Here is a 26,664-nt window from a genome sequence, read left to right as displayed (position 1 = left end):
CCGATCCGAGGAGGACCGTTGACCACCCCCAGTCTCACCCAGGCGGAGGCCGAACGCCGCGCCGCCCTGCTGCGGGTGCAGGGCTACGACATCGCGGTCGACCTCACCGACCTGCCCACCGGGCCACAGGTCCGGTGCGTGTCCACCATGACCTTCACCTGCACCGAGCCCGGCGCCGAGACGTTCGTCGACTGCGCGGCCGCGGTCGTCGCCGCCACCCTCAACGGTGCGCCGCTGCCCCCGGCCGCCCACGGCCGGATCACCCTGCCCGACCTCGCCGCGCACAACACCCTGCGGGTGCAGACCGTGCAGGAGCACACGAGCGACGGGCCGGGCGTGCACCGGGCCGTCGACCCCGCCGACGGCGAGGTGTACGTGTGGACGACGTTCGAGCCCGACGAGGCGAGGTACGTCTGGGCCTGCTTCGACCAGCCCGACCTCAAGGCGCCGCACGCGTTCACCGTGACCGCCCCGGCCACGTGGACGGTCCTCAGTAACACCGGCGACCCGCGCGTCGAGGACCTCGGCGCCGCCCGGCGCTGGACGTTCCCGCCGACGCCCGCGCTGTCGCCGTACAACACGGTGGTCAACGCGGGGCCGTTGCACGAGCTGCGCCGTACGGTGGGCGGCCACGACCTCGGCCTGTACGCCCGCCGTTCGCTGGCCGCGGTGCTGGACCGCGACGCCGACGAGATCTTCACCGTGACCGGGCAGGGGCTGGCGTTCTTCGCCGACGCGTTCGCCATGCCGTTCCCGCAGCGCAAGTACGACCAGGTCTTCATGCCCGAGTTCGGCGGCGCCATGGAGAACTACGGCTGCGTCACCTGGTCCGACTCCTGGCTGCGGCGGGTCACCCCCACCCCGGCGGAACGGGAGAGCCTCGCCTGCGTGCTGCTGCACGAGATGGCGCACATGTGGTTCGGCAACATCGTCACGATGCGCTGGTGGGACGACCTGTGGCTGAACGAGGCGTTCGCCGAGTTCGCCTGCTACTGGGCCGCCACCGGCGCCACCCGCTACACCGACGCGTGGGCCGGACTGCTGGCCGGGGAGAAGCTGGCCGCCTACCTGGCCGACCAGGGCCCGACCAGCCACCCGATCCGCCAGCCCGTGCGCGACGTCGCCGAGGCGGCGTCCATTTTCGACGACATCACCTACCCCAAGGGCGCGGCGGTGCTGCGCCAGCTCATGACGTACGTGGGGGAGGCGGCGTTCACCGCGGGCATGCGGGCCTACTTCGCCCGGCACGCGTGGGGCAACACCACGCTGCAGGACCTGATCGACGCGCTGGCCGCCGCGTCCGGCCGCGACCTCGGGCCGTGGCGTACCGGGTGGCTGGAGACGGCGGGCACCGACCGGCTGACGCTGGACCGCGACGGTGACGCCCCGGTGCTGGCGGCGCGGGGGCCGGAGGGGCCGCCCCGGCCGCAGGTGCTGGCCGTGGGCGCCTACCGGCGCGGCCCGGCGGGCCTGGAACGCACCGCGCTGGCCGAGGTGGAGGTGCGCGGGCCGCGCACCCCCGTGGGCCTTCCGTCCGGCGCCGACCTGTACCTGGTCAACGACGACGACCTCACGTTCGCCACCACCCGGCCGGACCCCGCCGGGCGGGCCGCGCTGCTGGCGGCGGCCGCGCAGCTACCCACCGCCGTGTCGCGCGGGGTCGCCGTGGCCACCGTGTGGGACATGCTCACCACGGGCGAGGCCGACGCCGCCGAGGCGGTGCGCTGCCTGACCGCGGTGCTGGCCGTGGAGACCAGCGACGCGGTGATCGAACCGTACCTGCGGCTGGCCATGGACGCCGCCGAGTGGTGGGCCCCGGAATCGCGCCGCGCCGCGCTGACGGCCGAGGTGGCCGAGGTCTGCGCACGGCTGGCCGGGCAGCCGGGCCGCCGCCGGGTGGGGTTGCGCGGGCTGGCCCGTACGGTCGCGGATCTCGCCTCGGTGGCGCGGCTGCGCGACGAGGCGAACGACGATGTGGACCTGCGGTGGCGGGCCCTGATCCGCGCCGCCGCGCTGGGCGGCGACACCGCGCGGGAGGCCGAGTCGCTGCTGGCGCGCGACCCCGATCCGGACGCCCGGTTCCGGGCGCTGGCGGTACGCGCGGCCACGCCGGACGCCGGGGAGAAGGAGGCGGTCTGGCAGGAGCTGGCGGTGCGGCGGTCCGTGCCGATCGGCTCGGTCCCCGCCGTCACGACGGCGTTCTGGCAGCCCGGCCAGGACGGTCTGCTCACCCCGTACGCGCAGAAGTACCTCGCCCTGCTGCCCGAGATGCACCGGGGCGGGATGGTCCCGGCGATGTTCTACGCCCACCGGCTGTTCCCGATGGTCGGTGTCGGCACCGAGTTCCTGCCCCGGGCGCGGGCCGCTGCCGCGCACGCCGCCCCGGTGGTGCGCAAGACGCTGCTGCAGCGCGCCGACGAGGTGGGCCGCATGTTGCGGGCGCGTTCGTGAATCCGTCGGCGTCCCGGCAGCGGCCGCGATCATTAGGTAGGTTGCTGGCATGAGTGTGCGCTTCGGGGTCTTCGTGCCGCAGGGATGGAAGATGGACCTGGTCGAGATCGCCGACCCGGTCGAGCAGTACGAGGCGATGACCGCCGTCGCGCGGGCCGCGGACGCCGGACCGTGGGACTCGGTGTGGGTGTACGACCACTTCCACACCGTTCCCACCCCGACCATCAACTCGGTCTTCGAGTGCTGGACGGTCACCTCCACACTTGCCCGCGACACGAGCCGGGTCCACATCGGCCAGATGGTCAGCTGCAACGCGTACCGCCAGCCCTCGCTCTACGCCAAGATCGCGTCCACGGTGGACGTGGCCAGCAAGGGCCGCTTGTACGCCGGTCTCGGTGCCGGATGGTACGAGCACGAGTGGAAGGCGTACGGCTACGAGTGGGTCGACACCCGCGAACGGATGGGCGCGTTCCGCGAGGCCGTGCAGATCGTGCACCGGATGTGGACCGAGCAGCGGCCGTCGTTCTCGGGCAAGTACTACTCGATCGACGCGCCGATCAACGAGCCGAAGGGGGTGCGCAAGCCGCACCCGTCGTTCTGGATCGGCGGCGGCGGCGAGCAGGTCACCCTGAAGCTGGTCGCCAAGTACGCGGACGCCTGCAACGTCGGCGGCGGCGACCCGGAGCTGATCTCCCGCAAGCTGGGCGTGCTGCGCCGCCACTGTGACGACCTCGGCCGCGACTACGACCGGATCATCAAGTCGACCACCCTGGAGCTGGATCTGACGGAGCCGCCGCAGGACACGATCGGGCGCGTCGAGCGCATGGTGGAGGCGGGCGCCGACTACGTCATCGTCTACGTGCCCCGGGTGGCGTACGACCACGAGCCGATGCAGCGCTTCGCCACCGAGGTCATTACGCAGTTCGCGGGATAGCGCCCGGGGCGGGGGAGCGGGGCTGAGTCGCGCAAGGGGCCCGATGCCCTGCCGCGTTGCTGGCGGTCACCGCGATCACCCAGGCCACGGTCACGCTGACCGCGCGCTGAGCTGCGGCGTGGCCACCCGCCGGGGTGGGGCGCCGCGGCGGCGGACCACCTTCTCCGCGTACAGGTGGGTGTCCGCGTGCGCGTACAGGGCGGCGAAGTCGGTGCCGTCGGTGCCGTTCGCGGCGATGCCGAGGCTGGCGGGGCTGCGGGCGGCCAGCGCCGAGCGCAGCCGCTGCGCCTGCGCGTGCACGTCCGCGGCCGGGATCAGGGCCACGAACTCGTCGCCGCCGAGGCGCCCGACGACCGACCCGTCCGGCGCGTGCGCCGTCAGGGTGGTCGCGACCCAGCGCAGCAGTTCGTCGCCGGCGGCGTGCCCGGCGGTGTCGTTGAGCGTCTTGAAGCCGTCCAGGTCGAACAGCACCAGCCCCATCGTCCGGCCGGGGCGCAGCAGCGTGGCGCAGCGGTCCTCGAACCCGCGGCGGTTGAGCAGGCCGGTCAGTGCGTCCGTCTGCGACAGGTCGGTCAGCCGGCGGCGCCGGCGGGCGCTGTCGCGGCCCTGAGCGGCGCAGGCGGCCGCGACGGCGCCGAAGCCGAGCAGATGCATGGCCGTGTACCACGCTCCGGGGGCGCCGACCGTGGCCCCCACCACGAGGTACGCGGTGGCGTTGAGCGCGAGCAGCGGCAGCGCCACCCGCAGCTGCGCGCCGAGGGCGATCAGCGGCATCGGCACCAGCATGCCGAGGCCGGTCGCCGACGAGACGCCGCCGTCCAGCACCGGCACGGTGACGGTCAGGGCCAGCATCAGGGTGCCGTGGATCGCCATCAGCAGCCGGATCCGCGGGGACCGGCTCAGCCGGTGTGCCGCCGCGACGAACGCCAGGCCGTAGACCAGGCCGAAGGCACACACGGCGGCGATGGCCAGCCGCTGCGGCGCCAGCTGGGCGAAACCGGCCGCGTAGAGGAGGCCGACCAGGTTGTCGGAGACGCACAGCCAGCCCACGTCGGCGATGGACCGGCGGCGGCGTTCGGTGCGGGTGACCCGGGTGGTGGTGGGGGTGGCGGTGTGCTTGCGGGCTTGTTCGACGTGGCGTTGGGCGGGGGTGCGGCCGGTGCGGGTGGTTTTGTCGGCGTAGGCGCGGGCGTCGGCGAGGCGGCGGAGTTCTTCGACGGTGGTGGCTTCGGTGGGGCAGGTGGCGTAGCCGAGGCTGGCGGGGGCGCCGGTTTCGAGGGCGGTGCGGAGTCGTTCGACGATGGCGGGGGCGTCGTCGGGTCCGGTGCCGGTGAGGAGGGCGCCGAATTCGTCGCCGCCGAGGCGGCCGACGAGGTCGGTGTCGCGTAGGGCGTTGTTCATGGTGCGGGCGGTGGCGGTGAGGACGTCGTCGCCGGCTTGGTGGCCCCAGGTGTCGTTGATGAGTTTGAATTTGTCGAGGTCGGTGAGGATGAGGGTGACGGGTTGGCCGGTGCGTCGGGCTTGTGCGACGGCGTGTTCGAGTTGTTCGTCGAAGCCGCGGCGGTTGAGGCTGCGGGTGAGGGGGTCGACGCGGGAGACTTCGGCCAGGCGGCGGCGCAGTCCGGCCAGCGCGGCGGCATGCCGCAGACACAGGAACGAGACCCCGCCCAGCCCCAGGGTGTAGACGACCGCGTACCCGGCGGGGGCGGGGCCGCCCAGCAGGGCGACCGTCCAGTAGGCCACCACGGCGAAACCGGCGGCGACCGTGAACACCCGGGGCGGCATCATGATCGCGTAGAAGACGACACAGACCGGCACGAGTGCCCCGAGCGGGCTGGCGATGCCGCCGTCCATCAGGCTCAGCGCGGCGGCGCCGGCCAGATTGACGACCAGGCCGGCGGCCTGCACCGCGACCCGTGCCCGGGCCCGGGCGATCCGCGGCACCGCACGCCAGGTGGCGGCGGCGACCGCCAACATCACGGCGGTCACGGCGAACATCACCGGCCGGGCCGGTCCCGGGGTCGCCGCGAGATAGAGCGCCACGACGACCGGGGCGGCCACGGCGAGCAGGCTGCTGGAACGCACTGTCGCCGCGCGCACGTCCCCACGGGTACGCGGCGCGTCGGCGCTTGCGTCAGCGTGCATCGGCGACCATCCAGGCAGCGTTGGGCAGCGGGCGCTGCCTGGTTCACCTATCGCCTGGACACAGTTGATGTTGAGCGGATCTTGACCTTCACTTGCGTACGGCGGGGGGACCCCGACTGGCGGTGTCCGCGATCACTCAGGTGACGGTGACGCCGGCCACGTCCTGGGCGGCGCCGCGGCGGCGTACCGCCTTCTCCGCGTACAGGTGGGTGTCGGCGTGCGCGTACAGCTCCGCGAAGCCGGTGCCCTCGGAGTCCGGCACGGCGACGCCGACACTGGCCGCGGTGCGCGGCGCGAGCGCCGCACGGAGTTCCTCGGCAACCGCCTGGGCGTCGGCACCGGGGATCAGCGCCACGAACTCGTCACCGCCGAGGCGCCCGACGACCGACCCGGGCGGCGCGTGCGCCGTCAGCGTGGTCGCCACCCAGCGCAGCAGTTCGTCGCCGGCGGCGTGCCCGGCGGTGTCGTTGAGCGTCTTGAAGCCGTCGAGGTCGACCAGCACCAGGCCCACCGGGTCGCCGCCGCGCAACCGGTCGGTGATCCGGTCCTCGACACCGCGGCGGTTGAGCAGACCCGTGAGCGCGTCCGTCTGCGACAGGTCGGTCAGGCGGCGGCGCCGCTCGGCGCTGGCGCTGCCCTGGACGGCGCAGGCCGCGGTGACGAGGCCGAAACCGACCAGGTGCATGATCGGGTACGCCAGGCCGGGGTTTCCGACCGTCGCCGCCAGCGCCAGGTAGGCCGCGGCGTCCAGGGCGAGCCAGGGCACCGCCACCCGCAGCCGCGCGCCGAGCGCGATCAGCGGCATCGGCGCCAGCATGCCCACGCCGGTCGTCGAGGCCACGCCGCCGTCCAGCAGCGGCACGACGATCGCCAGGGCGAACAGCAGCACCGCGTTGAGCGCCATCATCGGGCGCACGTACGCCGAGCGGCTCAGCCAGCCGGCACCCGCGACGACGCCCACGCCGTAGAGCACGCCGAGGGCGCACACCACGCCGATGGTCAACCGGTGCGGCGAGTGCGTGGCGAACAGGGCGGCGTACACGACGGCGACGGAGCTGTCGGCGGCGCACAGCCGGCCCATGTCGGCGATGGACCGGCGGCGGCGTTCGGTGCGGGTGACCCGGGTGGTGGTGGGGGTGGCGGTGTGCTTGCGGGCTTGTTCGACGTGGCGTTGGGCGGGGGTGCGGCCGGTGCGGGTGGTTTTGTCGGCGTAGGCGCGGGCGTCGGCGAGGCGGCGGAGTTCTTCGACGGTGGTGGCTTCGGTGGGGCAGGTGGCGTAGCCGAGGCTGGCGGGGGCGCCGGTTTCGAGGGCGGTGCGGAGTCGTTCGACGATGGCGGGGGCGTCGTCGGGTCCGGTGCCGGTGAGGAGGGCGCCGAATTCGTCGCCGCCGAGGCGGCCGACGAGGTCGGTGTCGCGTAGGGCGTTGTTCATGGTGCGGGCGGTGGCGGTGAGGACGTCGTCGCCGGCTTGGTGGCCCCAGGTGTCGTTGATGAGTTTGAATTTGTCGAGGTCGGTGAGGATGAGGGTGACGGGTTGGCCGGTGCGTCGGGCTTGTGCGACGGCGTGTTCGAGTTGTTCGTCGAAGCCGCGGCGGTTGAGGCTGCGGGTGAGGGGGTCGACGCGGGAGACTTCGGCCAGGCGGCGGCGCAGTCCGGCGAGTGCGGCGGCATGCCGCAGACACAGGTACGACACCGCACCCATGCCCAGCGTGTAGACGACCGCGTAGCCGGCCGGGGCGGGCCCGCCCAGCAGCGCCGCGGTCCAGTAGGCGACGGCGGTGAGGGCGGCGGCCACGGCGAACATCCGCGGCGGCATCATGATCGCGTAGAAGATGACGCAGCTGGGCAGCAGCACGCCGAGCGGGCTGGCGATGCCGCCCTCGAGCATGGTCAGCGCACAGCTGCCCACGATGTTGACGACCAGGGCCGCGGCCTGCACCCCGACCCGGGCCCGGGACCGGGCGATCCGCGCCGCCGCCCACCACGTGGCGCCCGCGAAGGCGGCCATGGCCGCCACGACGCCGATCACGACGGGGCGGTGCGGCCCGTGCGGCGTGGCCGCGACGTAGAGGCCGATGACGGCGGGGACGAGCAGGGCGCGCCGGCTGCTGGAGCGCACGATCGCCGCGCGCGCGTCCGCGCGGATGCGCGGCGCGTCGGCGTCGAGGTCAGCAGGCATCGTCGACCATCCAGGGAACGGGCGGGGCGGCGTCAGCGCCGCCACGCTCATCCATCGCCCGCGCGCGCGGGATCTTTACGATTCGTCCGCCGGGCTACGCGGCCGGTCGCGGCAGCCGGGAGCTGCCGCAGCGCCGGCTCGGATCCGGGTCGGCGACCCGCGCCGGGACCGTGACCGGCGCCGCGGGCCGGCGTGTCGCCTTCTCCGCGTACAGTTCGGCGTCGGCGTGGGCGTACAGCGCGGGGAAGTCCGCACCGTCGGAGCCCAGCGCGGCCGTCCCGACACTGGTGGCGGCGCGTGGCCCCAGCGCGGCCCGCATCCGTTCCGCGTGCGCCCGCGGGTCCGCCGCCGGGATCAGCGCCACGAACTCGTCGCCGCCGAGGCGCCCGACGACCGATCCGGGCGGCGCGTGCGCCGTCAGCGTGGTCGCCACCCAGCGCAGCAGTTCGTCGCCGGCGGCGTGCCCGGTGGTGTCGTTGAGCGTCTTGAAGCCGTCGAGGTCGAACAGGGTCAGGCCGACCGCCTGGCCGGGGTGCAGCAGTCTGGCGGCGCAGTGCTCGAACCCGCGGCGGTTCAGTACGCCGGTGAGCGCGTCGGTGTGGGACAGCTCGGTCAGCCGGCGACGGCGCCGGGCGCTGTCGCGGCCCTGGATGGCGCAGGCCGCCGCGACCGAGGCGAAGCCGAGCAGGTGCAGGACGGCGTACCAGCCGCCGGGTGCGCCGAACGTCGCCGCCACCACGAGGTAGCCCGCGCCGTTGAGCACCAGCAGCGGCAGGGCCATGCGCAGGTGCGCGCCGAGCGCGATCAGCGGCATCGGGGCCAGCATGCCCAGCCCGGTCGCCGACTCGACACCGCCGTTGAGGATCGGCATGGCGGCGGTCATGGTCAGCATGAGGATGCCGTGCAGCGCCATCAGCAGCCGCGCGCGCGGGGACCGGCTCATCCGGCCGGCCGCCCGGACGAACCAGACGCCGTACGCGAAGCCCACGGCGCAGAGCACGGCCATGTGCAGCCGGTGCGGCTGATGTTGGCCGAAGCCGACCGCGTACACCATGCCGACCGCGGTGTTGCACGCGCACAGCAGGCCCATGTCCGCGATGGAACGGCGGCGGCGTTCAGTGCCGGAGACCCGGGCGGCCGCGGGTGCGGCACCGAGCTCCCGGGCCCGCCGTACGTGTGTCTCGGTGGGGGCGCGGCCGGTGCGGGCGGTCTTGTCCGCGTACGCGCGGGCGTCGGCGAGGCGGCGCAGCTCCTCGACGGTGGTGGCCTCGGCGGGGCAGGAGGCGTAGCCGAGGCTGGCCGGGGCGCCGGATTCCAGGGCGGCGCGCAGCCGTTCCACGATCGCGGGCGCCTCCTGCGGGCCGGTGCCGGTGAGCAGCGCGCCGAACTCGTCGCCGCCCAGGCGTCCCACCACGTCGGTGTCACGCAGCGCGCCCCGCATGGTGCGTGCCGTGGCGGCGAGCACGTCGTCGCCCGCCTGGTGGCCCCACGTGTCGTTGATCTGTTTGAAGCGGTCCAGGTCGGTGAGGATCAGGGTGACCGGCTCGCCGCCCCGGGCCAGCTCGACCGCGTGTTCCAGGCGCTCGTCGAAGCCGCGGCGGTTCAGGCTGCGGGTGAGCGGGTCGACGCGGGTCACCTCGGCCAGGCGGCGCCGCAGCGCGGCGAGGGCGGCGGCGTGCCGCAGGCACAGGGTCGAGACGCCGCCGAGGCAGAGCGTGTAGACCACGGCGTAGCCGGCGGGGGCGGGCTCGCCCAGCAGCGCCACGGCCCAGTATTCCAGTGCGGCCAGCACCGTAACGATCACGAACGCCCGCGGCGGCATCATGATCGCGTAGAAGGCGACGGAGATCGGCACGAGCGCCCCGAGCGGGCTGCGGATGCCGCCGTCGAGCAGGCTCAGCGTGGCCCCGCCGGTCAGGCTGACGAAGACGCCCGCGGACTGCACCGCGACCCGTGCCCGGGACCGGGCGATGCGCGCCGCCGGACCCCAGGTGGCGCTCGCGACCGCGATCATCACGGCGATGACGCCGAACATCAGCGGCCGGTGTGGCTGGTGTGGCGTGGCCAGCAGGTACAGGGCCACGACGGCCGGGGCGATGATGGCGCGGACGCTGCTGGTGCGCACGATCGCCGCGCGCGCGTCCGCGCGGGAGCGCGGTGTGGCGGCGATTGCGGCAGCGTGCATCGTCGAACCATTCAGGCAGCGGGTGGGCGGCGGGATCGCCGCTATGCTCATCCATCGCCCGGCCCCGGTGGGGGTTGAGCGGATCTCACCGTCAAGTGTCTGAACTTTTCGACCGGGCCCGGCGATCGCCGGTCGCGCTACGCCGGGACCGCGATCTGCGCCGTCGGCAGCGGGCCCGGCGACCCCATGTAGAAGCCCTGGCCCAGCCGCACGCCCAGCCCGCGCAGCTTCTCGTGCTCGGCGAAGGTCTCGATGCCCTCGGCGATGAGCATCGCGCCGATGTCGTCGGCGAAGCTGACCAGCGAGCGGGCCAGCGCCCCCCGCACCGGGTCGGTGTCGATGCCCCGGGTCAGGGTGATGTCCAGCTTGATGATGTCCGGGCGCAGCTGCAGGATGTGGCTCAGGCTGGCGAACCCGGCACCGGCGTCGTCGACGGCGATGAGTACCCCGGCGGCGCGCAGCTCGTTGGTGACCTGCACCAGCGCCTCGTAGTCGTGCACCTGGGTGTGCTCGGTGAGCTCGACCCCGATGCCCCGGTCGGCGTGGGCCAGCAGCGTGTTGATCACTGTCGGGTTCATCAGCGCCTCGACGGACAGGTTCGTGCTGAGCCAGGCACCGGCCGGGATGTGGTCGAGGCTCAGCAGGGCCTGCTCGATCGCCAGCAGCTCCAGCTCCACGCCGATGCCCGCATCGCTGGCGGCCTTGAACGCGTGGACCGGGCTGATGAAGTGCGGGTCGAAGCGGGCCAGCGCCTCGTACGCCTTGACGGTCCCGTCGTACAGCTCGACGACGGGCTGGAAAGCCATCTCGACGGCCTGGGCGCTGAGCACGTGGCGCGCCGTGCGGTCGGCGGGGAGCGGGGGCAGCGTGACGGTCATGCCGGGTAGATCGGCGGGCCAGCTCAACGCAGGCTCTGTGGGCTTTCAAGAGGGCGACAAGCTTGACAGCGGATCCTCAGGAACCCGGGTGCCCCGCACATGCCGGAGCCGGGGCCCGTACGGGCCCCGGCTCCGGTCTGCCGGTTGCGGTCGGCGGTTAGTTCTGCCGGTCCAGCACGGCCGCCCAGTACATCAGCGCGGCCGCGTTCGCCGGCGTCACCGTGGGCTTCTTGCCCAGGGCCTCACCCAGCACCTTCAGCGAGTACAGGGCGAACTGGCCGTGGTCGAGCTTGTTGTCCAGGTCGGTGAGCGTTCCGCGGTTCGCCGTGGCCAGGTACTTGTGGGTCAGTTCCTTGAGCCAGGCGACGGTCGGCTTGACGGTGTAGCTGATCGTCACCGGCTTGGCGGCGTTGCCCGCCTTGTCCTTGGCGCCGACGCAGGTGACCGTGTAGCCGCCGCGGTCGTTCAGGTCGATCGTGGCCTCGGCCTTGGTGCCCACACCCGAACCGGAGTCCGCGGTGGCGCAGCCGACGGTCGGCATGACGTCCGGGCCGTACTTGACGCCGTCGCTGGCGCCGGTGATGGTCACCGTCGGCGCGGTCCGGTCCACGTTGATCTTCGTACGGGCCGTGCCGGCGTTGCGCGCCTTGTCGCTGCCGGTGCCGGTGACGGTCTGGTCGGCGCCCTCGGCGCTGACCTTCTCGTCGGCCGGGCAGGCGGCCACCCCGGACAGGTTGTCCGTGCAGGTGTACTGCACGGTCGGGGCGGTGCGGTACCAGCCGTCGGCGGTGGCCTCGCCGACCACGGTGGCGGTGATCGCCGGGGCGGTCAGGTCGACGTTGACCTCGACCGACGCGTTGGCGGTGTTGCCCGCCTTGTCCGTGACGGTGCCGCTGATCGCCTGGCCGGTGCCGTCCGTGGTGACCGTACGGTCGGCCGGGCAGCTGGCCACACCGGAACCGGTGTCCGTGCAGGTGAAGTGCACGGTCGGGGCACTGCGGTACCAGCCGTCCGCGCTCTTCTCCCCGATCACCGTGGCGGTGATCACCGGGGCGGTCAGGTCGACGTTGACCTTCGCGTCGGCGCTGTCCGGGTTACCGGCCTTGTCGGTTCCGGTGCCGGTGACGCTCTGGCCGGCGCCCTCCTTGGTGACCTGCTGGTCGGCGGGGCAGGCGGCCACGCCGGACAGCACGTCGGTGCAGGTGAAGCGCACGGTCGGGGCGGTGCGGTACCAGCCGTCCACGCTCTTCTCACCGGCGACCGTGGCGGTCACCTCCGGGTTCGTGAGGTCCACGTTGACCGTGATCGCGGTGCTGGCCGGGTTGCCGGCCTCGTCCGCGCCGGTGCCGCTGATCCGCTGGTTGGCACCCTCGGCGGTGACCGGGATGTCGGCGGGGCAGTTGGCCATGCCGGAGGTGGCGTCGGTGCAGGTGAAGTGCACGGTCGGGGCGGTGCGGTACCAGCCGTCGGGGCTGGCGTCGCCGACGATCGCGGCCGTGATGCTGGGCGCGGTCCGGTCGACGTTCACCGTGACGGTGACCGCGGCGGTGTTGCCCGCCCGGTCGTACGCGATGCCGAGCACGTCCTGGTTGGCGCCGTCCGAGCCGACCACCTTGTCGGCGGGGCAGCTCGCGATGCCCGAGCCCAGGTCGTCGCAGGTGAAGTGGATCGTCGGGGGCGTGGTGTACCAGCCGGCCGCGTTGGCCTGGCCGACCACGGTCGCCTTGATCTGCGGGACGGCCTGGTCCACGTCGACGGTCACGGCCGCGGTGGCGGTGTTGCCGGCCTTGTCGGTGACGGTGCCGGTGACCTGCTGCTTGCCGCCGTCGGTGTACACCGGCTGGTCCGCGGGGCAGTTGGCCACCCCGGCACCCGAGTCGGTGCAGGTGAAGTGCACGACCGGGGCGCTGTGGTGCCAGCCGTCGGTGTTGGGCTCACCGACCACGGTCGCGGTGATCTGCGGGGCGGTCCGGTCGAGGCTGACCATGACCGACGCGGTCGCGGCGTTGCCGGCCTTGTCGGTGGCGGTGCCGCTGACCGTACGGTCGGCGCCCTCGCCGTCGACCTTCTGGTCGGCCGGGCAGTCGGCGATGCCGGAGCCGGTGTCCTTGCAGGTGAAGTGGACCGTCGGCGGGGTGCGGTACCAGCCGTCGGGGCTGACGTCGCCGATCACCTTCGCGGTGATCTCGGGGGCGTCCAGGTCCACGTTCAGGGTCAGGGTGGCGGTGGCGGTGTTGCCGGCCCGGTCGATCGCCGTGCCGGTGACGGTGCGGCCCACGCCGTCCGTGTTGACCTTCTCGTCGGGCGGGCAGCTCAGCAGCGTCGAGGAACCCTCGTCGGTGCAGGTGAAGTGGACGGTCACCGTGCGGGTGTACCAGCCGTCTCCGTTCGCGTCACCGGACACGCTCGCGGTGACCCGCGGCGCGATCTGGTCGATGTTCAGCGTCACCGGCACCGAGGCGGAGTTGCCCGCCTTGTCGAACGCGGTGCCCACGATGGTCTGGCCGGCGCCGTTGGTGCGGACCGTGACGTCGTCCGGGCAGGTGGCGATGCCGGACTGCGTGTCCGAGCAGGTGTAGTGGATGGTGACCGGGGCGCGGTGCCAGAAGTTGACCGGCTGCTGCGACAACGTGGCGGTGATCGTCGGCGGCGTCTTGTCGCTGCCCGACGGCGCGGTCGAGGCCGGCTGGCTCGGCGACGGCGAGGGGGCCGCCGTGGTCGGCGCCGTGGTCGGCACCGGGGAGGCGCTGGGCGCCGGGCTCGCCGCGGCGGTCGTGCCGTCCCAGACCGGGACCGTGCCCTTGAGCTGGTTGCTGCCGCCGTTGGCGTTGTACGAGCGGATCTCCAGGTTCCAGGCCTTGGTGGGGTCCAGCTTCAGCACGGTCGAGGTGGACGACGCGTCCACCTTGACCGTCGCCTGCATAGCCGTCAGGCCGTACTGGACCTGGTAGTAGGTGGGGGTGGGCTGGCCCGAAGGCGCCTTCCACGTCACGTTGGCCAGCTCGGGGGCGTCGGCCTTGCGCTCGACCACCAGGTTCGTGGGGTCGGCCGGGCGGTACTTGTCCAGCAGCGACTTCGCGGTCAGGCAGCCGCCGAACTCGTTCTCCGCGGTCACCTCGACGTTGTAGGTGCCCGCCGGGTCGACATCGAAGCGGAACGTACGGTCGGTGCTGCGCTTGTTGGCCAGCACCTTGTTGTCCGACAACCGGGTGAAGACCACGTGGTAGCCGGTCAGGGCGGTGTAGCCGGACCAGTTCGGGGCGTTCCAGGTCACCAGGCCGGTGGCGCCGTTGTCCTCGTGGCCGGTGGTCTGGCCCAGGACCGCGCTGGGGGTCAGCGAGCGCAGCGTGGTGTACCCGGTGCTGGTGGTCAGGCCGGCGGCGTCCGCGGCACCCACCCGGATCTTGTACGAGGAGCACGGGTCGGGGTTGTCCAGCGTGTAGCTGGTGACGTTCGCCGGCAGTGTGACGACCGACTGGACGTCACGGTCGACGATGTCGAGGGTGTAGTGGTCCGCGCCGGTGACCGGCTTCCAGGACATCTGCACCTTGTGCGGGTCGTCGCCCGCGCGCGCCACGGCAAACCCGGTGGGTGCGGCCGGCGCGGCGGCGGTGGCCACCCCGGGCAGCCCCGCGGTGGCCACGACCGCGCCGATCAGCGCGGCACCCATCGTGGCGGACAGTCGACTGACGTCCATGTGTGGCCTCGTCTCCCCTGTGAATCTGGTCGTCGCTCAGTTGATCGGCTCGCCACCTCAAGCCGGTCTCAAGGACGGGTCAGCGTGGGCGCAAGAATGCAGTCACTGCACCGCGAGGTGCTCCGTGCCCGGCTCGAACGCGTCCAGCGCGGCGGGCGTGGGCAGGGTGAGCCAGATGCGGGTGCCGTCGGTGAACGTCGGGTCGGCGCCGATCGCGCCGCCGTGGCGTTCCACGATGCGGCGGCAGATCGTCAGGCCGAGCCCGGTGCCCGGGTAGCCCTTCTCGGCGTGCGCCCGGTGCATCTCCCCGAAGATCGACTCGTGCTGGCCGTCCGGGATGCCGATGCCGGCGTCGGTCACCTCGACGCGCAGCCAGCCCTCGGCGCTCGCGCGGGCCGAGATGTGCACCCGGGCGGCCTCGCCGGGGCGCACGTACTTGACCGCGTTGGACACCAGGTTGTCGAAGACCCGGCGCAGCATGATCTCGTCGCCGCGCACCGCGGGCAGCGGGTCGACCGTGATCCGGGGTACCACCCCGGAGCGGTGCCGCACCTCGCTGGTCTGCGCGGCGGCGACCTCGGCGACCAGGGCGGTCAGGTCGACCGTCGCCACCTGCAGGTGGCCGCCGCGGGCCGTCGCGTACGTGAGCATGTCGTCGATCAGCGAGCGCATCCGTTCGGTGCCGTTGCTGATCTGCGTCACGAACTCGTCGAACTCGACCGGGCGCGGCACGCCGAAGTCGACGTGCGCCAGCAGCTGCGCGTATCCGCAGATGCCGGCCAGCGGGCTCTTGAGGTCGTGACTGATCTCCCGGGAGAAGGCCTCCAGCTCGGCCACGGACCGGGTCAGCTCCCGTACGGTCCGTTCGAGGTCGGCGTTGCGCTGGCGGGCGAGTTCCAGCTCGGCCTGCGCGTCGTCGTCGGCGGGGGAGCCGGGGTCCGCGGCGGGCACGGTGGACTCACGGTCGGGGTGGATCGTCTGCCGTCCCCGCCGCGCCCACTGCCGCCAGCTGCCGAACACGAGTCCCATATCGTTACCGTTCTCGCTGATGTGATCCGAAGTGACGTAGATCCTTTGCCGCCGCACGATCAGCCCGCGCGGCCGGCGTCGGCGAGGTAGCTGTTCATGGCCTGCACGGCACCGGCGACGGCGCGTTCGACCTCGGCGACCTCGGTGGCCAGCTCCTGCTCACCGGCCTCGGCGATGGCCAGTTGCTCGACCCGGGCGCAGGCCGACGCCAGCGGGTCCGCGCCGAGCAGGGCACTGGACGACTTGAGGGTGTGCGCGGTGGCCCGCAGCGCGTTGCGGTCCCGGCGGCGCAGCGCGTCGCTGAGCGCGGAGCGGCGCTCGTCCAGCTGGGACAGGAACGTGTTGACCGTGGTCACCACCAGGGACCGGTCGTCGAGCTGTTCCTCCAGCTCGCGCAGCTTGCCCAGGTCGACGCAGGGCGCAGGCGCCTCGACCTGCTCCGCCTCGGCCTCCGCCTCGGCCTCCTCCACGACCGGGGCCTGGTCGCTCAGGTACGGCTGCAGCGCCGCCCGCAGCTCCGGCAGGGTGATCGGCTTGCTGAGGTGCCCGGTCATCCCGGCCGCCAGGCAGCGCTCCTTGTCGCCGTGCAGCGCGGTCGCCGTCAGCGCCAGGATCGGCGTGGCGTTGCCCGCCGCCCGGATGATCCGGGTGGCCTCCAGCCCGTCGGTGCCCGGCATCTGCAGGTCCATCAGCACCACGTCGTACGGCTGGGCGCCGAGCACCGCCTCGGCGGCGGCGGCGCCGTCGGGGACCGCGTCGCACTCGACGCCGAGCAGCTCGATCATGCGGCGGAACACGTTGCGGTTGATGTCGTTGTCCTCGGCCAGCAGCACCCGGCCGCCGGCCAGCTTCGGCACGGTGATCGGCGCGCCGCGCACCCCGGTGCGCTCCAGGTTCAGCGCCGCGACGAGGCGCTTGAGCACCAGCGGGGCGGTGAGCACGCCGGGCTTGCGCACGATGCCGGTACGCGGGTCCGTCGTGCTGATCATCAGCGCCCGGCCGGTGGGCCCGACCGCCTCGATGATCGTGTCCACGCGCCGGTTCGCCTCGGGGTCGTGCGAGTCGTCGACCCACAGCACGGTGTCCACGTCGAGCTGGCGTACCACCACGTCGGCCAGCACGGTCGGCTTGGCCTGCGCCCCGGCGGTCTCCAGCAGCCAGCACAGCGCCTGCACCGAGCGCGGCGACGGGGCGATCACGGCGATCCGCCGGCCGGCCAGCGGCCGCGCCCCGTCCGCCTTGCGCGTGGTCGCCGGCTCCAGCGGCAGCCGGATCCGGAACTCGGAACCCTTGCCCAGCTCGGAGGTGACGTCGATGTCGCCGCCCATGCGGTGCACCAGCCGGGCGGCCAGGGCCAGGCCCAGCCCGGCACCCTCGTGGCGGCGCGCCGCCGACGAGTCGGCCTGCACGAACGGGGCGAACACCCGGGCCCGGTCCTGGTCGTCCATGCCGGGCCCGGTGTCGGAGACGGCCAGCACGTACGTGCCGTCACCCTCGCGGGCCGCGGTGATGATGACCTCGCCGTGCTCGGTGAACTTGACCGCGTTGCCGACGACGCTGGTGAGCACCTGCCGCAGGCGGTCCGGGTCGCCGAGCACGGTGGCCGGCATGTCGGGGCCCAGCGCGGCCAGCAGCAGGATGCCCTTGCTGCGGGCCTGCTGCTGCAGCGGCTCCAGGATGCCTTCCAGCAGCGGGCGCAGCGGCACCGGCCGCCGGTCGAGGTTGAGCCGGCCGGTCTCCAGCCGGGCGAGGTCGAGCAGGTCGTCGGTGAGATGCTTGAGGGCGTGCGTCGAGCGGTGCACGCCGTCGACGACCTCGCGCACGTCCTGCTGCAGCGGCAGGGCGCGCAGCAGGTCCACCATGCCGACCACGGCGGTCACGGGGGTGCGGATCTCGTGGCCGAGCAGCGCCAGGAACTGCGACTTGGCGCGGGCCGCGGCGTCGTCGGCGTTGGTGTCGACGGGCCCGACGACGCGCTGTTCGGTCGTCACGAGCCGGCGGTAGTCGCCGCAGTCGGTCTCCAGGTGCGAGATCCGTACGGTCTGCTGACCGGACGCGGCGCACTTGCAGCGCAGCACGACCGGCGGGGTGCCCGGGGTCAGGGTGCGGACCGCGTTGATCATCCCGGCGTGGGCCGCGCAGCCGGGTACGGACCCGGCCAGGCCGGTGCCCTCGGGCGCGTGCAGCGGGCCGTCCTGCTCGGATTCCCGCCACCGCGCGTTGGCGACCAGGACGCGTCCGTCCGGGTCGACGATTGCCGCCGGGCCGAGTACCGCCTCGACGAGCGTGCGCGCCGCAAATCCCATGCGCTGACCTTTCCGGGGAGCCGGACCCGGACGGGTCCGCGCACCATGTTGCGCAAGCGCGGGCGCGGCGCGGGGAGCGTTCGGTAGCGAATCAGGTGCCGTGCGGCCGGTCATCACGCGAAGCGCGCGGCGCGGTGGGTGCCCACGGTCGCCCGGCCCCGGCGGCGCAGCGCGGCCAGCCCGATGCCGGTCACGGCCAGCGCACCCAGCGCCCACGGGAGCAGGTCGACCGGGCCGCGCACGGCGGCGCTCGGCGGCACCGCGGAGACGAGTACGCGGGAGGCGCCCGAGACGGAACGGCCGATGACGATGATGCTGGCGCCGGACTGCCCCGCCGCGATCATCGACTCCGGGACGGTCACCTCGACCCGGCCGGTCTCGTCCGTGCGGGCCTGCTGGATCGGCTGGTCACCCAGGCGGACGTCCACCACCGACCGGGCCCGGTACGCGAAGCCCTCGACGCGCAGCTGCTCACCGTCGTTGACCCAGCTCAGCACCAGCGACTCCGGGCCGCCCTTCGGCGCCGCGGCGGCCGGCGCGGTGTGCGCCAGCAGGGCGGCGCACAGGCCGAGCGCCACAACGAGGAGGCTGAGGGCGGTCCGGGCGGAGGCGGTGATGATGCGCATGTCCCGAGGTTCGGCACCGCGCCGGACGCCTGCACCGACCCGAGGCAACCTTGCCTGCCGGTTGACCCAACCTTGAGCCCCCGACCCCGGCCTTGAGCATCCCCGGGCAACGCTCAGGGCGGGGCGGCCCTGGCCGATGGGGGAGAGCACGGACCAGGCCGGTCCGCCACCGCGCCGACGCCGAGGGAGGTCGCCATGTCGCTCGACCTCACCGACGCCCCGGCGGGTGGCGCCGCCGACGCCGCGCCGCTCACGGCGGCCGCCACCCAGGATGAGGTCGCCCGGCGGTACGCGGCCGTCATGGCGGAACGTGACGCGGCCACCGCCGTGGCGCACGCCCTCGCCGACATCCCCCGGGTGTCGCCGCTGCGGTACGCGACCGACGACGCCCCGGTGCCGTCGAAGCGGCCACCGGCGCGGCACCGCCGCCGGATCAGCCTGCGGGATCTGCCCGCGCTCGCCGACCGCTGCTGGCGTCCGCCGCTGGCCCTCGCGGTCGTGCTGTTCGTCGGGTGTGGCCCCGCCCATGCGTTCGGCTACACCGATGTCGTCTACTTCGCCGTACTCATCGGCCTGGCGCTCAGCGGATGCGCGGTCCCGCTGGGCCTGCTGGCGCTGCGCCACGCCCCGCCGATGAGCCCTCAGGTGGCCCACAGCTCGCAACCCTCAGAGCGGCCGCGCATCGGCCGATCAGCCTGACAAGCTCGATCGGAGGAGGACGGCAGCGTGCGGCGCATTCTCAGCCGTGCCAGCTGGCTGGCCGCGCGCCCGTACGTGATCGTCCTCGTACTGTCGTCGTTGATCGTCAGTCGCTGGTTCCGAACCGGCACGTTCATCGCGACCGGCGACATGGGCCCGTTCATCCGCCGTGGCTGGGCCCCCGAGGCGGCCTGGTCCTGGAACCACCAGACCACCGGCGCCGGGTCGGCCGGATACACCATGGCGCGCGGCTTCGAGTTCCTGCTGATCTGGGCATGCCGCGCGGTCGGGCTCACCGAGTACTCCGCGCAGTGGCTGTTCTACACCATCATCTACGGCCTGGTCGGCTTCGGCATCGCGTACCTGGCGGGCGCGTTCGTGCGCAGCGAGGTGGGTATCGTCGCGGCCGGGGCGTTCGGCGTGCTCAACGGGTTCTTCCTGACCCGGCTGCCGAACCCGCTGAACATCATCTCGGTGGGCTCGGTCGCGCTGATCACCGGCATCGCGATGCGGGTCGCGATGGGCCGCCGGGTGCCCACCCCGATCGCCGGTTTCGCGCTGATCCCGACCTCGTTCCTGGGCTTCAACCCGCCGATGCTGGTCGTGGCGTACGCCTGGGCCGTGGGCGGCACGCCGCTGCTGGCATGGCTGGTGCTCGGCCGCCGCGAGGCGGGGCGCCTGCTCTTCTGGTTCGTCAAGGCCGCGCCGTGGGCGATCCTGCTCAACGCGTGGTGGCTCATCCCGCTCGCCCAGGGCTTCACCGGTGGTGGTGGCGCCACCGCGAACGCCACCTTCACCGACCCCACGAACTGGTCCTGGTCGCAGATCAACAACTCGCCGCAGAACATCCTCACGATGGTGGCCAACTGGGCGTGGTTCCGGCCGCAGTACCTGCCGTTCGCCGCGGACCTGGACAAGCCCGCGTGGATCTGGATCCGCTACCTGCTGCCCGCCCTGGTGTTCCTGGCCCCGCTGCTGGCCCCGCGCCGGCTGCGCCGCCTGGCGTTCGGGCTGCTGGCCCTGATTCTCGTGTTCGTGTTCCTGGCCAAGGGCCTGCGGCCACCGCTGAACCAGATCAACCTGTTCCTGTATCTGCACGCGCCCGGCTTCTGGCTGTTCCGCGAGCCGATGAGCAAGCTCGGGCAGCTGCTGGTCTCGTTCTTCGGGGTCATGCTGGCGATCGGTGTGGAAGGCACGCTGACGTGGCTGCGTGCCTCGACCCGTTTCCGGCGGGTCCGGCCCCGGCGGCTGCCCGTCCTGGGCCGCATCCAGCTGGACTGGCCACGCCGGCTGACCGCCGCGTTCTCGATGACCCCGCTGGTGCTGGTGCTGGCGTACCCGTTCCCGCTCTACACGGGCGCGGTGATGCCGGACGAGCGGCCCACCCAGCCGTCCGCCCACGTCCGGGTGCCGCAGGACTGGTGGGACATGGCCGAGCGCATCGACGCCGACCCACGCCCCGGCAAGGTGCTCGTCCTGCCGCTGGACGACTACTACCAGATGCCCACGACGTGGGGCTTCTTCGGTGTCGACAGCATCGCGAACCTGCTCATCGAGCACCCGGTGATCCAGCCCAAGCCGGACGGCTACTTCGGCGACGGCGCCGGGTTCAGCGCCAACGTGCACGGCATCCAGACGGCGCTGCTGGCCGGTGACCTCACCGCCGTACCGAAACTGCTCGACGCGGTCGGGGCCAGCAAGGTGATCGTGCGGCACGACCTGGTGCGTGGCCTGCCGAACCGGTACTTCGCCGACGACCGGGTGCTGGCCGCCGCCATGGCCAAGGTGCCGGGGGCCGAGCTCGTCTCGGACGGCACCCTGCAGCTGTTTCAGTTCAACGGCGGCACCAGCCCGACCGTGCGCACCTACGACCGGGTGCTGGACGCGCCCGCCCGCGCCGACGCGGGCGCCGCGGTGCTGGCGACGGTCGACTCGCGGACGGCCATCGCCGCCCGCACCGACACCACCCCGATCGCCAACAGCCCGCGCATCGACGACACCGTCACCGCCACCCCCGACGTGGTGCACTGGCCCGTGCCCGCGGTCGACTCCGGCGCACCCACCACGACCGTGGACGTGGCCGCGGGCACGTACACCGTCGCCCAGCGGGCCCGGGCCGCGGCCGTGCTGACGCCGCGGATGGACGCCGCGAACCGCCGCCTGCTGCTGACGGACCCGACGGTGGTGAAGGTGGACGGCAAGCCGGTGTCGCGGCGCTCCGACCTGGCCGTGCCGCTGCCCGCCGGGCGCGAGGTCCTCGCCGTGCAGGCCGGCACCCGTACGGTGTCGCTGGACGGCTGGGGTCGCGCCGGGGTCGCGCCGCCGACCGTGCCGGTGGGCTCCGCCACGAAGCTGACCCTGCTGGCCGCGGCCAAGGCCAAGGCCGACGTCACCGACTACGCGCCGGTCTTCGACTGCAACAACTACGAGCCCCGGCCGTGGAAGGAGCTGCGGCTCCACCAGACGATCACCGACACCGCCCAGGGCCGTACGGTGCGGCTCAGCGCCGCCGACCACGCCGCCTGCACGAAGGTGGTGGTGCGCAAGGCGAAGGCCGGGCAGATCTACCGCATCCGGCTGGAATACCGGCACATCACCGGGTCCCGCCCGCAGATCTGCCTGTGGCAGGCCGGGGCGGCCGGGTGTGAGCTGAGTGCCCGCCCGGTGATCGACGACGAGTGGACCTCGTACGAGAAGGTCGTCACGATGGACAGCCTCTCCGACGAGCTGCAGATCATCCTGCACGCCGACGTCGGCGAGCGGCTCAAGGCCAAGACGGTCACCGAGTACCGCGGGCTGCGCGTCGACGCGCTGGAGCCGGTCGCCGAACAGACGGTCTTCCCGCCCGCCGTTCCCGAGACCAGGGTGAAGCTCACCGCCGGCAAGCACGAGCTGCGCGTCGACGGCGGCCTGGCCGGTTCGGTGCTGGCGCCGTTCGAGCCGCTGGAGGACTGCTTCCGCTACGACGACCAGACCGCCGAGCAGGCCGGGCTGGCGGCCGAGGCGGAGACCGGCGCGGACGGGGAGACCACCTACACCCTCAAGGCCATACGCCACCTGGCCTGCATCGGCTCGCCCGCCGCCGACATGGGCGCGTCGTCACTGTACGAGCTGTCCATGCAGGCCCGCAGCGTCGCGCTGCGCAACCCCAAGTTCTGCCTGTACCTGCGCGGCCCCGACCTGTGCCGCACGCTACCGGCGGTGTCGCTGTACCAGGGGTGGACGCCGTACGAGGCGCTGATCCCACCGGACCCGAACGCGGTCGAGACCCGGCTCTACCTGTACGGGTTGCGTGACCTCAAGGAGCAGCGGCAGTCCCAGGTGGAGTATCGCGGGGTGCGGCTGCGCCCGGTGGCCAGCCCCACCTCGGTCGTGCTGGTGCGCGACGACGCGGCCGGCGCCACCGCGACGGTCGACTACTCCAGGCAGAACCCGGCCCAGTTCACCGCGGCGGTCACCGCCTCCGGGAACACCGCCGTGGGGCTCGCCGAGAACGCCGCCCCCGGCTGGCTGCTCACCGGTGTCGAGGGGGCCCGCAAGGTCACCCTGCAGGGCTGGATGAACGGCTGGCTGCTGCCCGACGGCGGCACCGTGACCATGCGCTACACCCCAGCCAAGATCAGCCGGTACGCGCTGTACCTGCTGCCGGTCGCGGTCGTGGCGTCGATGATCTTCATGTACGTGTTCCGCCTGCCCGCCGGCCGCCCCGAGCTTTGGCCGATGCGGCACCGCCGCCGGTGGCGGATCGAACTGCTGTGGGCGCGCCGGCCGCGACTGCGCCCGATGCTGCGGATGCTGCGGAGGCGAGCCGGATGACCGACAACCCGACCCGGCCGACGACCGCGCTGGGCCACCGGTGGCTCACCGGCCTCACCGCCCTCCTGCGCCGTGGGCGCGGCGACGGCGACGCGCCGCCGCCGGGCGGTGACCCCGCCGCACCGGCGCCGCGCGGCCGCCGCCGGTCGCGGATGCTGCTCGCGCTGGCCGTGGTGCTCCTGCTCGCCCTGGGTGCGTTGCTGGGCCGCTGCTCGACCGACCCGGACTCGATCCGGGTGGCCGCGGTGGGTGACATGGCCTGCGATCCGGACGACCCCGACTTCGCCACCGGCGCGCACGACCACTGCCAGCAGAAGGCGGTCTCCGACCTGGCGGTCCGGCTGAACCCGGCCGTGCTGCTCGGCCTCGGCGACTACCAGTACGAGCTGCCCACCACGGACGCCTACCGCACCGTGTACGGGCCGAGCTTCGGGCGGCTGCAGGACCGCACCGTGCCGGTCTTCGGCAATCAGGAGTACAAGGTGCAGGACGCCAACACCTTCACCGCGTACTTCGGAAAGCAGATCAAGGACGCCAAGGGCTACTGGTCGCAGGACCTCGGCCGGTGGCACCTGGTCGTGCTCAACTCCAACTGCGCCGCCGTGGCCGGTGGCTGCGGCGCCGGTTCGCCGCAGGAGACCTGGCTGGCCGAGGACCTGAAGAACACCAAGAGCCAGTGTGTGATCGCCGCGTGGCACCACCCGCGCTGGTCCTCCGGCATCGGCGGCCCCGACCCGCGCACCGCGGACCTGTTCAAGACCCTCTACAAGTACAAGGTCGAGCTGGTGCTGTCGGGCCACGAGGCCGACTACGAGCGTTTCGCCCCGCTGAACCCCGACGGCCAGCAGGACCCGCTCGGGGTACGCCAGTACGTGGTGGGCACGGGCGGCCAGGCGCACTACCGGCCGGGTCCCGGCGACGGCGGGCGTGACGAGCACGGCAAGCTGTCGGAGAAGGCCGTCCGCCCGATCGGTGAGTTCGTGGACTTCGACCATCACGGGGTGCTGGAGCTGGAGCTCAAGCCGGACTCGTGGAGCTGGCGCTTCTACGCGGTCGGGGTCGGCAACCCGCTCGACAAGGGCGAGGAACCCTGCCACTGAGGGCCCGTCACAGGGGTACCCGCGCGAGTTCCTCCATCGCCACGGCCGACGCCGTCGGCGTGTAGCGCACCAGCGACAGGCTCGTCGCCTCGGCCGTCCCGAACGGCTGCTCGGTGCGGGCGCCGACGTACTCGGCCAGCTTCGTCTCGTCGACGGCGGGCGGCCGGAACACCACGACGGAGACGTGGGCGGTGGCCTGGATGCGGCCCGTGTCCACGCTCGGCACCCCGAACGGGCCGTGGGGGAGCTGGTCGGCGTGCAGACGCTCGCGCAGCGTCCACAGCGCGGCGTCGGGGAAGCCGCGCACGAACACCCCGCCCGGCGCCCCGCCGAGCCCCCGGTAGGTGACCCGGACCGGTCCGAGCCCGGCCGCGACGCGCGTGAGCTGGTCGACGTACCGATCGACCTGGGTCTGTGGCACCTCGTCCTGGAAGCCTTCCAGGCTGCGGATCGTGCAGTGCAGATCCTCGGGCCGGTACACCAGGTGCGCGGCCTCGCCCGCGTCGGCCAGGCCGGGCAGCTCCGCGGCGACCCGTTCGGCGACCGCGTCGTCGACGCGCAGCACCACGCTCAGGCCCCAGCGGGGATCGCCGTGCACCGGGATCGCGTCGGGCACGTGACTCCCGGTACGCAGCGCGGCCTCACCGGCCGCCCACAAACGGTCATATGTGCCGGTCAGCGTGGCTGTCGTCGCCTGAGGTGAATCTGGTGCCATGACTCCCCGTCGATGTCGCCGGTGCGATGCGGCTGCCGAGCCTAGCGTCCGGCGCCAAGGCAAAGGTGCTACAGCAGCCCGTCCCTCCTTTGGGCGACGCCGTCATGCTGGGTTGCATGGTCGGGTGGAAACGTACGCAATCCGGGTTGTACCTGCCGGTCGCCGAGCCGGGCGCGCCGGGCGCGCCCGCGACGTCGTCGAAGCCCTCGGACCGGGTGCAGGCCGCCGGTACGGCCATCGCCGCGCTCGTCGCGGCCGCGGCGCTGGCGGTGAGCCTCATGGCGCTGCGTGGTCAGCAGGAGGCGCAGGACCGCGCGGATCAGCGGTTCCAGCAACGGTATGCCGAACGGGTCGCCTGGTGGACCCGGCGGAACCCCGACGTGCTGGTCGTGCAGAACCGCTCGCCCGTGCCCGTTGTCGGCAACTCCGTGGTCGCCGGTTCCCCTGAACGCGGCGGTTTCCGTCCCCGGTTGCTGCCCACCAGCGACGTGCCACCGTGTACGGAACTGACCGTCGAGCTTCGCGTGGTCAGTCGATATCCGAGCGCTCCGGTGGCCACGACGGGCCGACCCGATCTGCCTGGCCTGTCCGTGTGGGAGGTGCGGGCCGTGCGCTTCCACGACCGGGTCGGCTTCTGGGAACGGGGTCCAGAGCGGCTCGTGCCGCTGGATCGGGACGCTGGCGAGCGCGACATCCGCGGTGGCTATCTGACCGGAACCACGCTGAGCCCGCTCGGCGACTGCGGCACCGACACCTAGCGCCTGTCATGCCGAGTCGGCCACTTAGACGGGGCGGTAGTCACGGTGGGGCGTCGAGAGCTTCCACACCCCATCGAAGGCTGATCGGCAGAGGCCGATGTCGGCCGGATCGGTGGAGGTCACCCGATCGGTGCCGAGCCCGCTCCCGGCATAGTGCAGGAAAACGACAAGCCGGTCATCGAACAGATAGAAGTCGTTGCCGGGGAGAGCCACCGGGGACACCAACGCGCGGGGAATCCAGCGGATGTCCTCTCCGGCGTCCACCATCGGCTGGGCGATGCTGTGCGACCACCGCTGATACTCGCTCAACGGTTCCGAAACAATCCGGGCGCGGCGTACAGTCCGGCCCTCGGCGACGTGCTTCCGGAGGGCCTTGCACCAGTCACCGAGCCAGCTCAAGTCGTCTGGTTCCCCTGCCACCCACTTCGCCAGGTGCGGCAGCTCCACCGCCGTGCCGTACGCGTCTCGCATTTCGAGGTGGTCAGCCGACCTCTCGAAGGCCCGGAGCAGCCGGTCGAACTCGGCTTCATCCAGCGACGGCACGATCCTCCTCGAAGAACTGAAGCATCCGGTCTGGGGACTCCACTCCGGACTCGGCCTCCGGGCCGTCCTCGGCGAATCTCAATGTCGGCCACCACCCGCCCGGCAGCGCATGGTTATCCGTTCACGTGCGCTTCAAGACGCGCGAACCAGTCGTGGATGGAGCGCCGATAACCGTCGGGCATGAGCAGGGCCGCGATCTGGTCGCGGCCAAACAGCCCGGCCTCCGTGTGCTCCGCGCTCACCGTCACCGGTGAGGCATCGCCGACGAAGCAACCGTAGGTCACGATGAGCACGTCGATGCCATCGCGGATGTGATATTGCCAGGCGTCGAGTATCGGGCCGACCTCGACGACCCAGCCGGTCTCCTCGCTGATCTCCCGGCCGACGCAGGTAATCGGATCCTCGCCGAGCTCCAGCTTGCCGCCGGGCAGTTCCCACTCCTGCCGTTCGTTGCGCAGCAATAGGACGCGGCCGCCGCGAACGCAGACGCCCTTGACGGAAACCGGAAAGGCGTGGGGCCGGTACATGTTCGCATCCTTCCACCGTCGGCCTTGTGCGGACCGTAGCACGGCGACGGCGCGGTGCGGCGCCGCCGGAAGCGAG

At 72.8% G+C, this 26,664-nt stretch carries 17 protein-coding genes; 6 read left to right on the top strand and 11 right to left on the bottom strand.

What is annotated here, in order from left to right; all coding sequences use genetic code 11:
- The first annotated feature begins 18 nt into the window (after positions 1-18).
- Both pepN and EV385_RS31590 read left to right on the top strand, forming a co-directional pair.
- Positions 19-2,451: an aminopeptidase N gene (pepN, locus tag EV385_RS31595; protein ID WP_130512760.1), complete on the top strand. Its 2,433-nt coding sequence runs from the start codon at positions 19-21 to the stop codon at positions 2,449-2,451.
- Between the two features lie 49 nt (positions 2,452-2,500).
- The gene (locus EV385_RS31590) at positions 2,501-3,385 is read left to right on the top strand and encodes an LLM class F420-dependent oxidoreductase (RefSeq protein WP_130512759.1); all 885 of its coding nucleotides are present in this window, start codon (positions 2,501-2,503) and stop codon (positions 3,383-3,385) included.
- A 90-nt stretch (positions 3,386-3,475) separates the two neighbouring features.
- Here EV385_RS31590 and EV385_RS35855 read toward each other — a convergent pair whose 3' ends face one another.
- The 8 genes from EV385_RS35855 to EV385_RS31550 form a co-directional block, all read right to left on the bottom strand.
- Positions 3,476-5,530 carry a GGDEF domain-containing protein gene (locus EV385_RS35855; RefSeq protein ID WP_130512758.1) on the bottom strand — a complete coding sequence of 685 codons (2,055 nt, stop codon included), beginning with the start codon at positions 5,528-5,530 and terminating at the stop codon, positions 3,476-3,478.
- A 136-nt stretch (positions 5,531-5,666) separates the two neighbouring features.
- Positions 5,667-7,709: a GGDEF domain-containing protein gene (locus EV385_RS35850; RefSeq protein ID WP_165449670.1), complete on the bottom strand. Its 2,043-nt coding sequence runs from the start codon at positions 7,707-7,709 to the stop codon at positions 5,667-5,669.
- 94 nt (positions 7,710-7,803) lie between these two features.
- Entirely contained in the window at positions 7,804-9,894 is a 2,091-nt protein-coding gene (locus tag EV385_RS35845) for a GGDEF domain-containing protein (protein WP_130512756.1), read from the bottom strand.
- 137 nt (positions 9,895-10,031) lie between these two features.
- A complete protein-coding gene (locus tag EV385_RS31570; RefSeq protein ID WP_130512755.1) occupies positions 10,032-10,772 on the bottom strand; it encodes an EAL domain-containing protein in 741 nt (246 codons plus the stop codon).
- Positions 10,773-10,929: 157 nt separating this feature from the next.
- The gene (locus tag EV385_RS31565; RefSeq protein ID WP_130512754.1) at positions 10,930-14,469 is read right to left on the bottom strand and encodes a Neogenin; all 3,540 of its coding nucleotides are present in this window, start codon (positions 14,467-14,469) and stop codon (positions 10,930-10,932) included.
- A gap of 102 nt (positions 14,470-14,571) precedes the next feature.
- Entirely contained in the window at positions 14,572-15,498 is a 927-nt protein-coding gene (locus EV385_RS31560) for a sensor histidine kinase (protein WP_130512753.1), read from the bottom strand.
- Between the two features lie 59 nt (positions 15,499-15,557).
- A complete protein-coding gene (locus tag EV385_RS31555) occupies positions 15,558-17,804 on the bottom strand; it encodes a hybrid sensor histidine kinase/response regulator (protein ID WP_130512752.1) in 2,247 nt (748 codons plus the stop codon).
- Between the two features lie 113 nt (positions 17,805-17,917).
- Positions 17,918-18,430, bottom strand: a complete 513-nt coding sequence (locus tag EV385_RS31550; protein ID WP_130512751.1) for a hypothetical protein — start codon at positions 18,428-18,430, stop codon at positions 17,918-17,920.
- A gap of 195 nt (positions 18,431-18,625) precedes the next feature.
- Here EV385_RS31550 and EV385_RS35465 point away from each other — a divergent pair, with 195 nt between their 5' ends.
- The 3 genes from EV385_RS35465 to EV385_RS31535 are packed head-to-tail and all read left to right on the top strand — an operon-like array spanning position 18,626 to position 24,045.
- Positions 18,626-19,129 (top strand): hypothetical protein, encoded by a 504-nt coding sequence (locus tag EV385_RS35465; protein WP_242625182.1) that lies wholly within the window; start codon positions 18,626-18,628, stop codon positions 19,127-19,129.
- A gap of 27 nt (positions 19,130-19,156) precedes the next feature.
- On the top strand, positions 19,157-22,945 hold the full coding sequence (locus EV385_RS31540) for a hypothetical protein (RefSeq protein WP_130512750.1): 3,789 nt from the start codon (positions 19,157-19,159) through the stop codon (positions 22,943-22,945).
- Positions 22,942-24,045 (top strand): metallophosphoesterase family protein, encoded by a 1,104-nt coding sequence (locus EV385_RS31535; RefSeq protein WP_242625181.1) that lies wholly within the window; start codon positions 22,942-22,944, stop codon positions 24,043-24,045. Before EV385_RS31540 ends, EV385_RS31535 begins: the two co-directional genes overlap by 4 nt.
- A gap of 7 nt (positions 24,046-24,052) precedes the next feature.
- On the opposite strand, the gene EV385_RS34145 is transcribed toward EV385_RS31535, so the two are convergent.
- Complete coding sequence (locus EV385_RS34145; protein WP_165449669.1) at positions 24,053-24,661, bottom strand: 2'-5' RNA ligase family protein; 609 nt, start codon at positions 24,659-24,661, stop codon at positions 24,053-24,055.
- A gap of 215 nt (positions 24,662-24,876) precedes the next feature.
- Between EV385_RS34145 and EV385_RS31525 the strand changes: the two genes are divergently transcribed.
- The gene (locus EV385_RS31525) at positions 24,877-25,518 is read left to right on the top strand and encodes a hypothetical protein (protein WP_130512749.1); all 642 of its coding nucleotides are present in this window, start codon (positions 24,877-24,879) and stop codon (positions 25,516-25,518) included.
- A 24-nt stretch (positions 25,519-25,542) separates the two neighbouring features.
- Here the strand turns inward: EV385_RS31525 and EV385_RS31520 are convergent, their stop codons facing one another.
- On the bottom strand, positions 25,543-26,061 hold the full coding sequence (locus tag EV385_RS31520) for a DUF6879 family protein (protein ID WP_130512748.1): 519 nt from the start codon (positions 26,059-26,061) through the stop codon (positions 25,543-25,545).
- Positions 26,062-26,174: 113 nt separating this feature from the next.
- Positions 26,175-26,588: an NUDIX hydrolase gene (locus EV385_RS31515; RefSeq protein ID WP_130512747.1), complete on the bottom strand. Its 414-nt coding sequence runs from the start codon at positions 26,586-26,588 to the stop codon at positions 26,175-26,177.
- Between the last annotated feature and the right edge of the window lie 76 nt (positions 26,589-26,664).

This window comes from Krasilnikovia cinnamomea (assembly GCF_004217545.1).
Taxonomy (GTDB): domain Bacteria; phylum Actinomycetota; class Actinomycetes; order Mycobacteriales; family Micromonosporaceae; genus Actinoplanes; species Actinoplanes cinnamomeus.
Note: the sequence above shows the minus strand (reverse complement) of the source record. Positions and strands in the feature narration are given on the sequence as shown.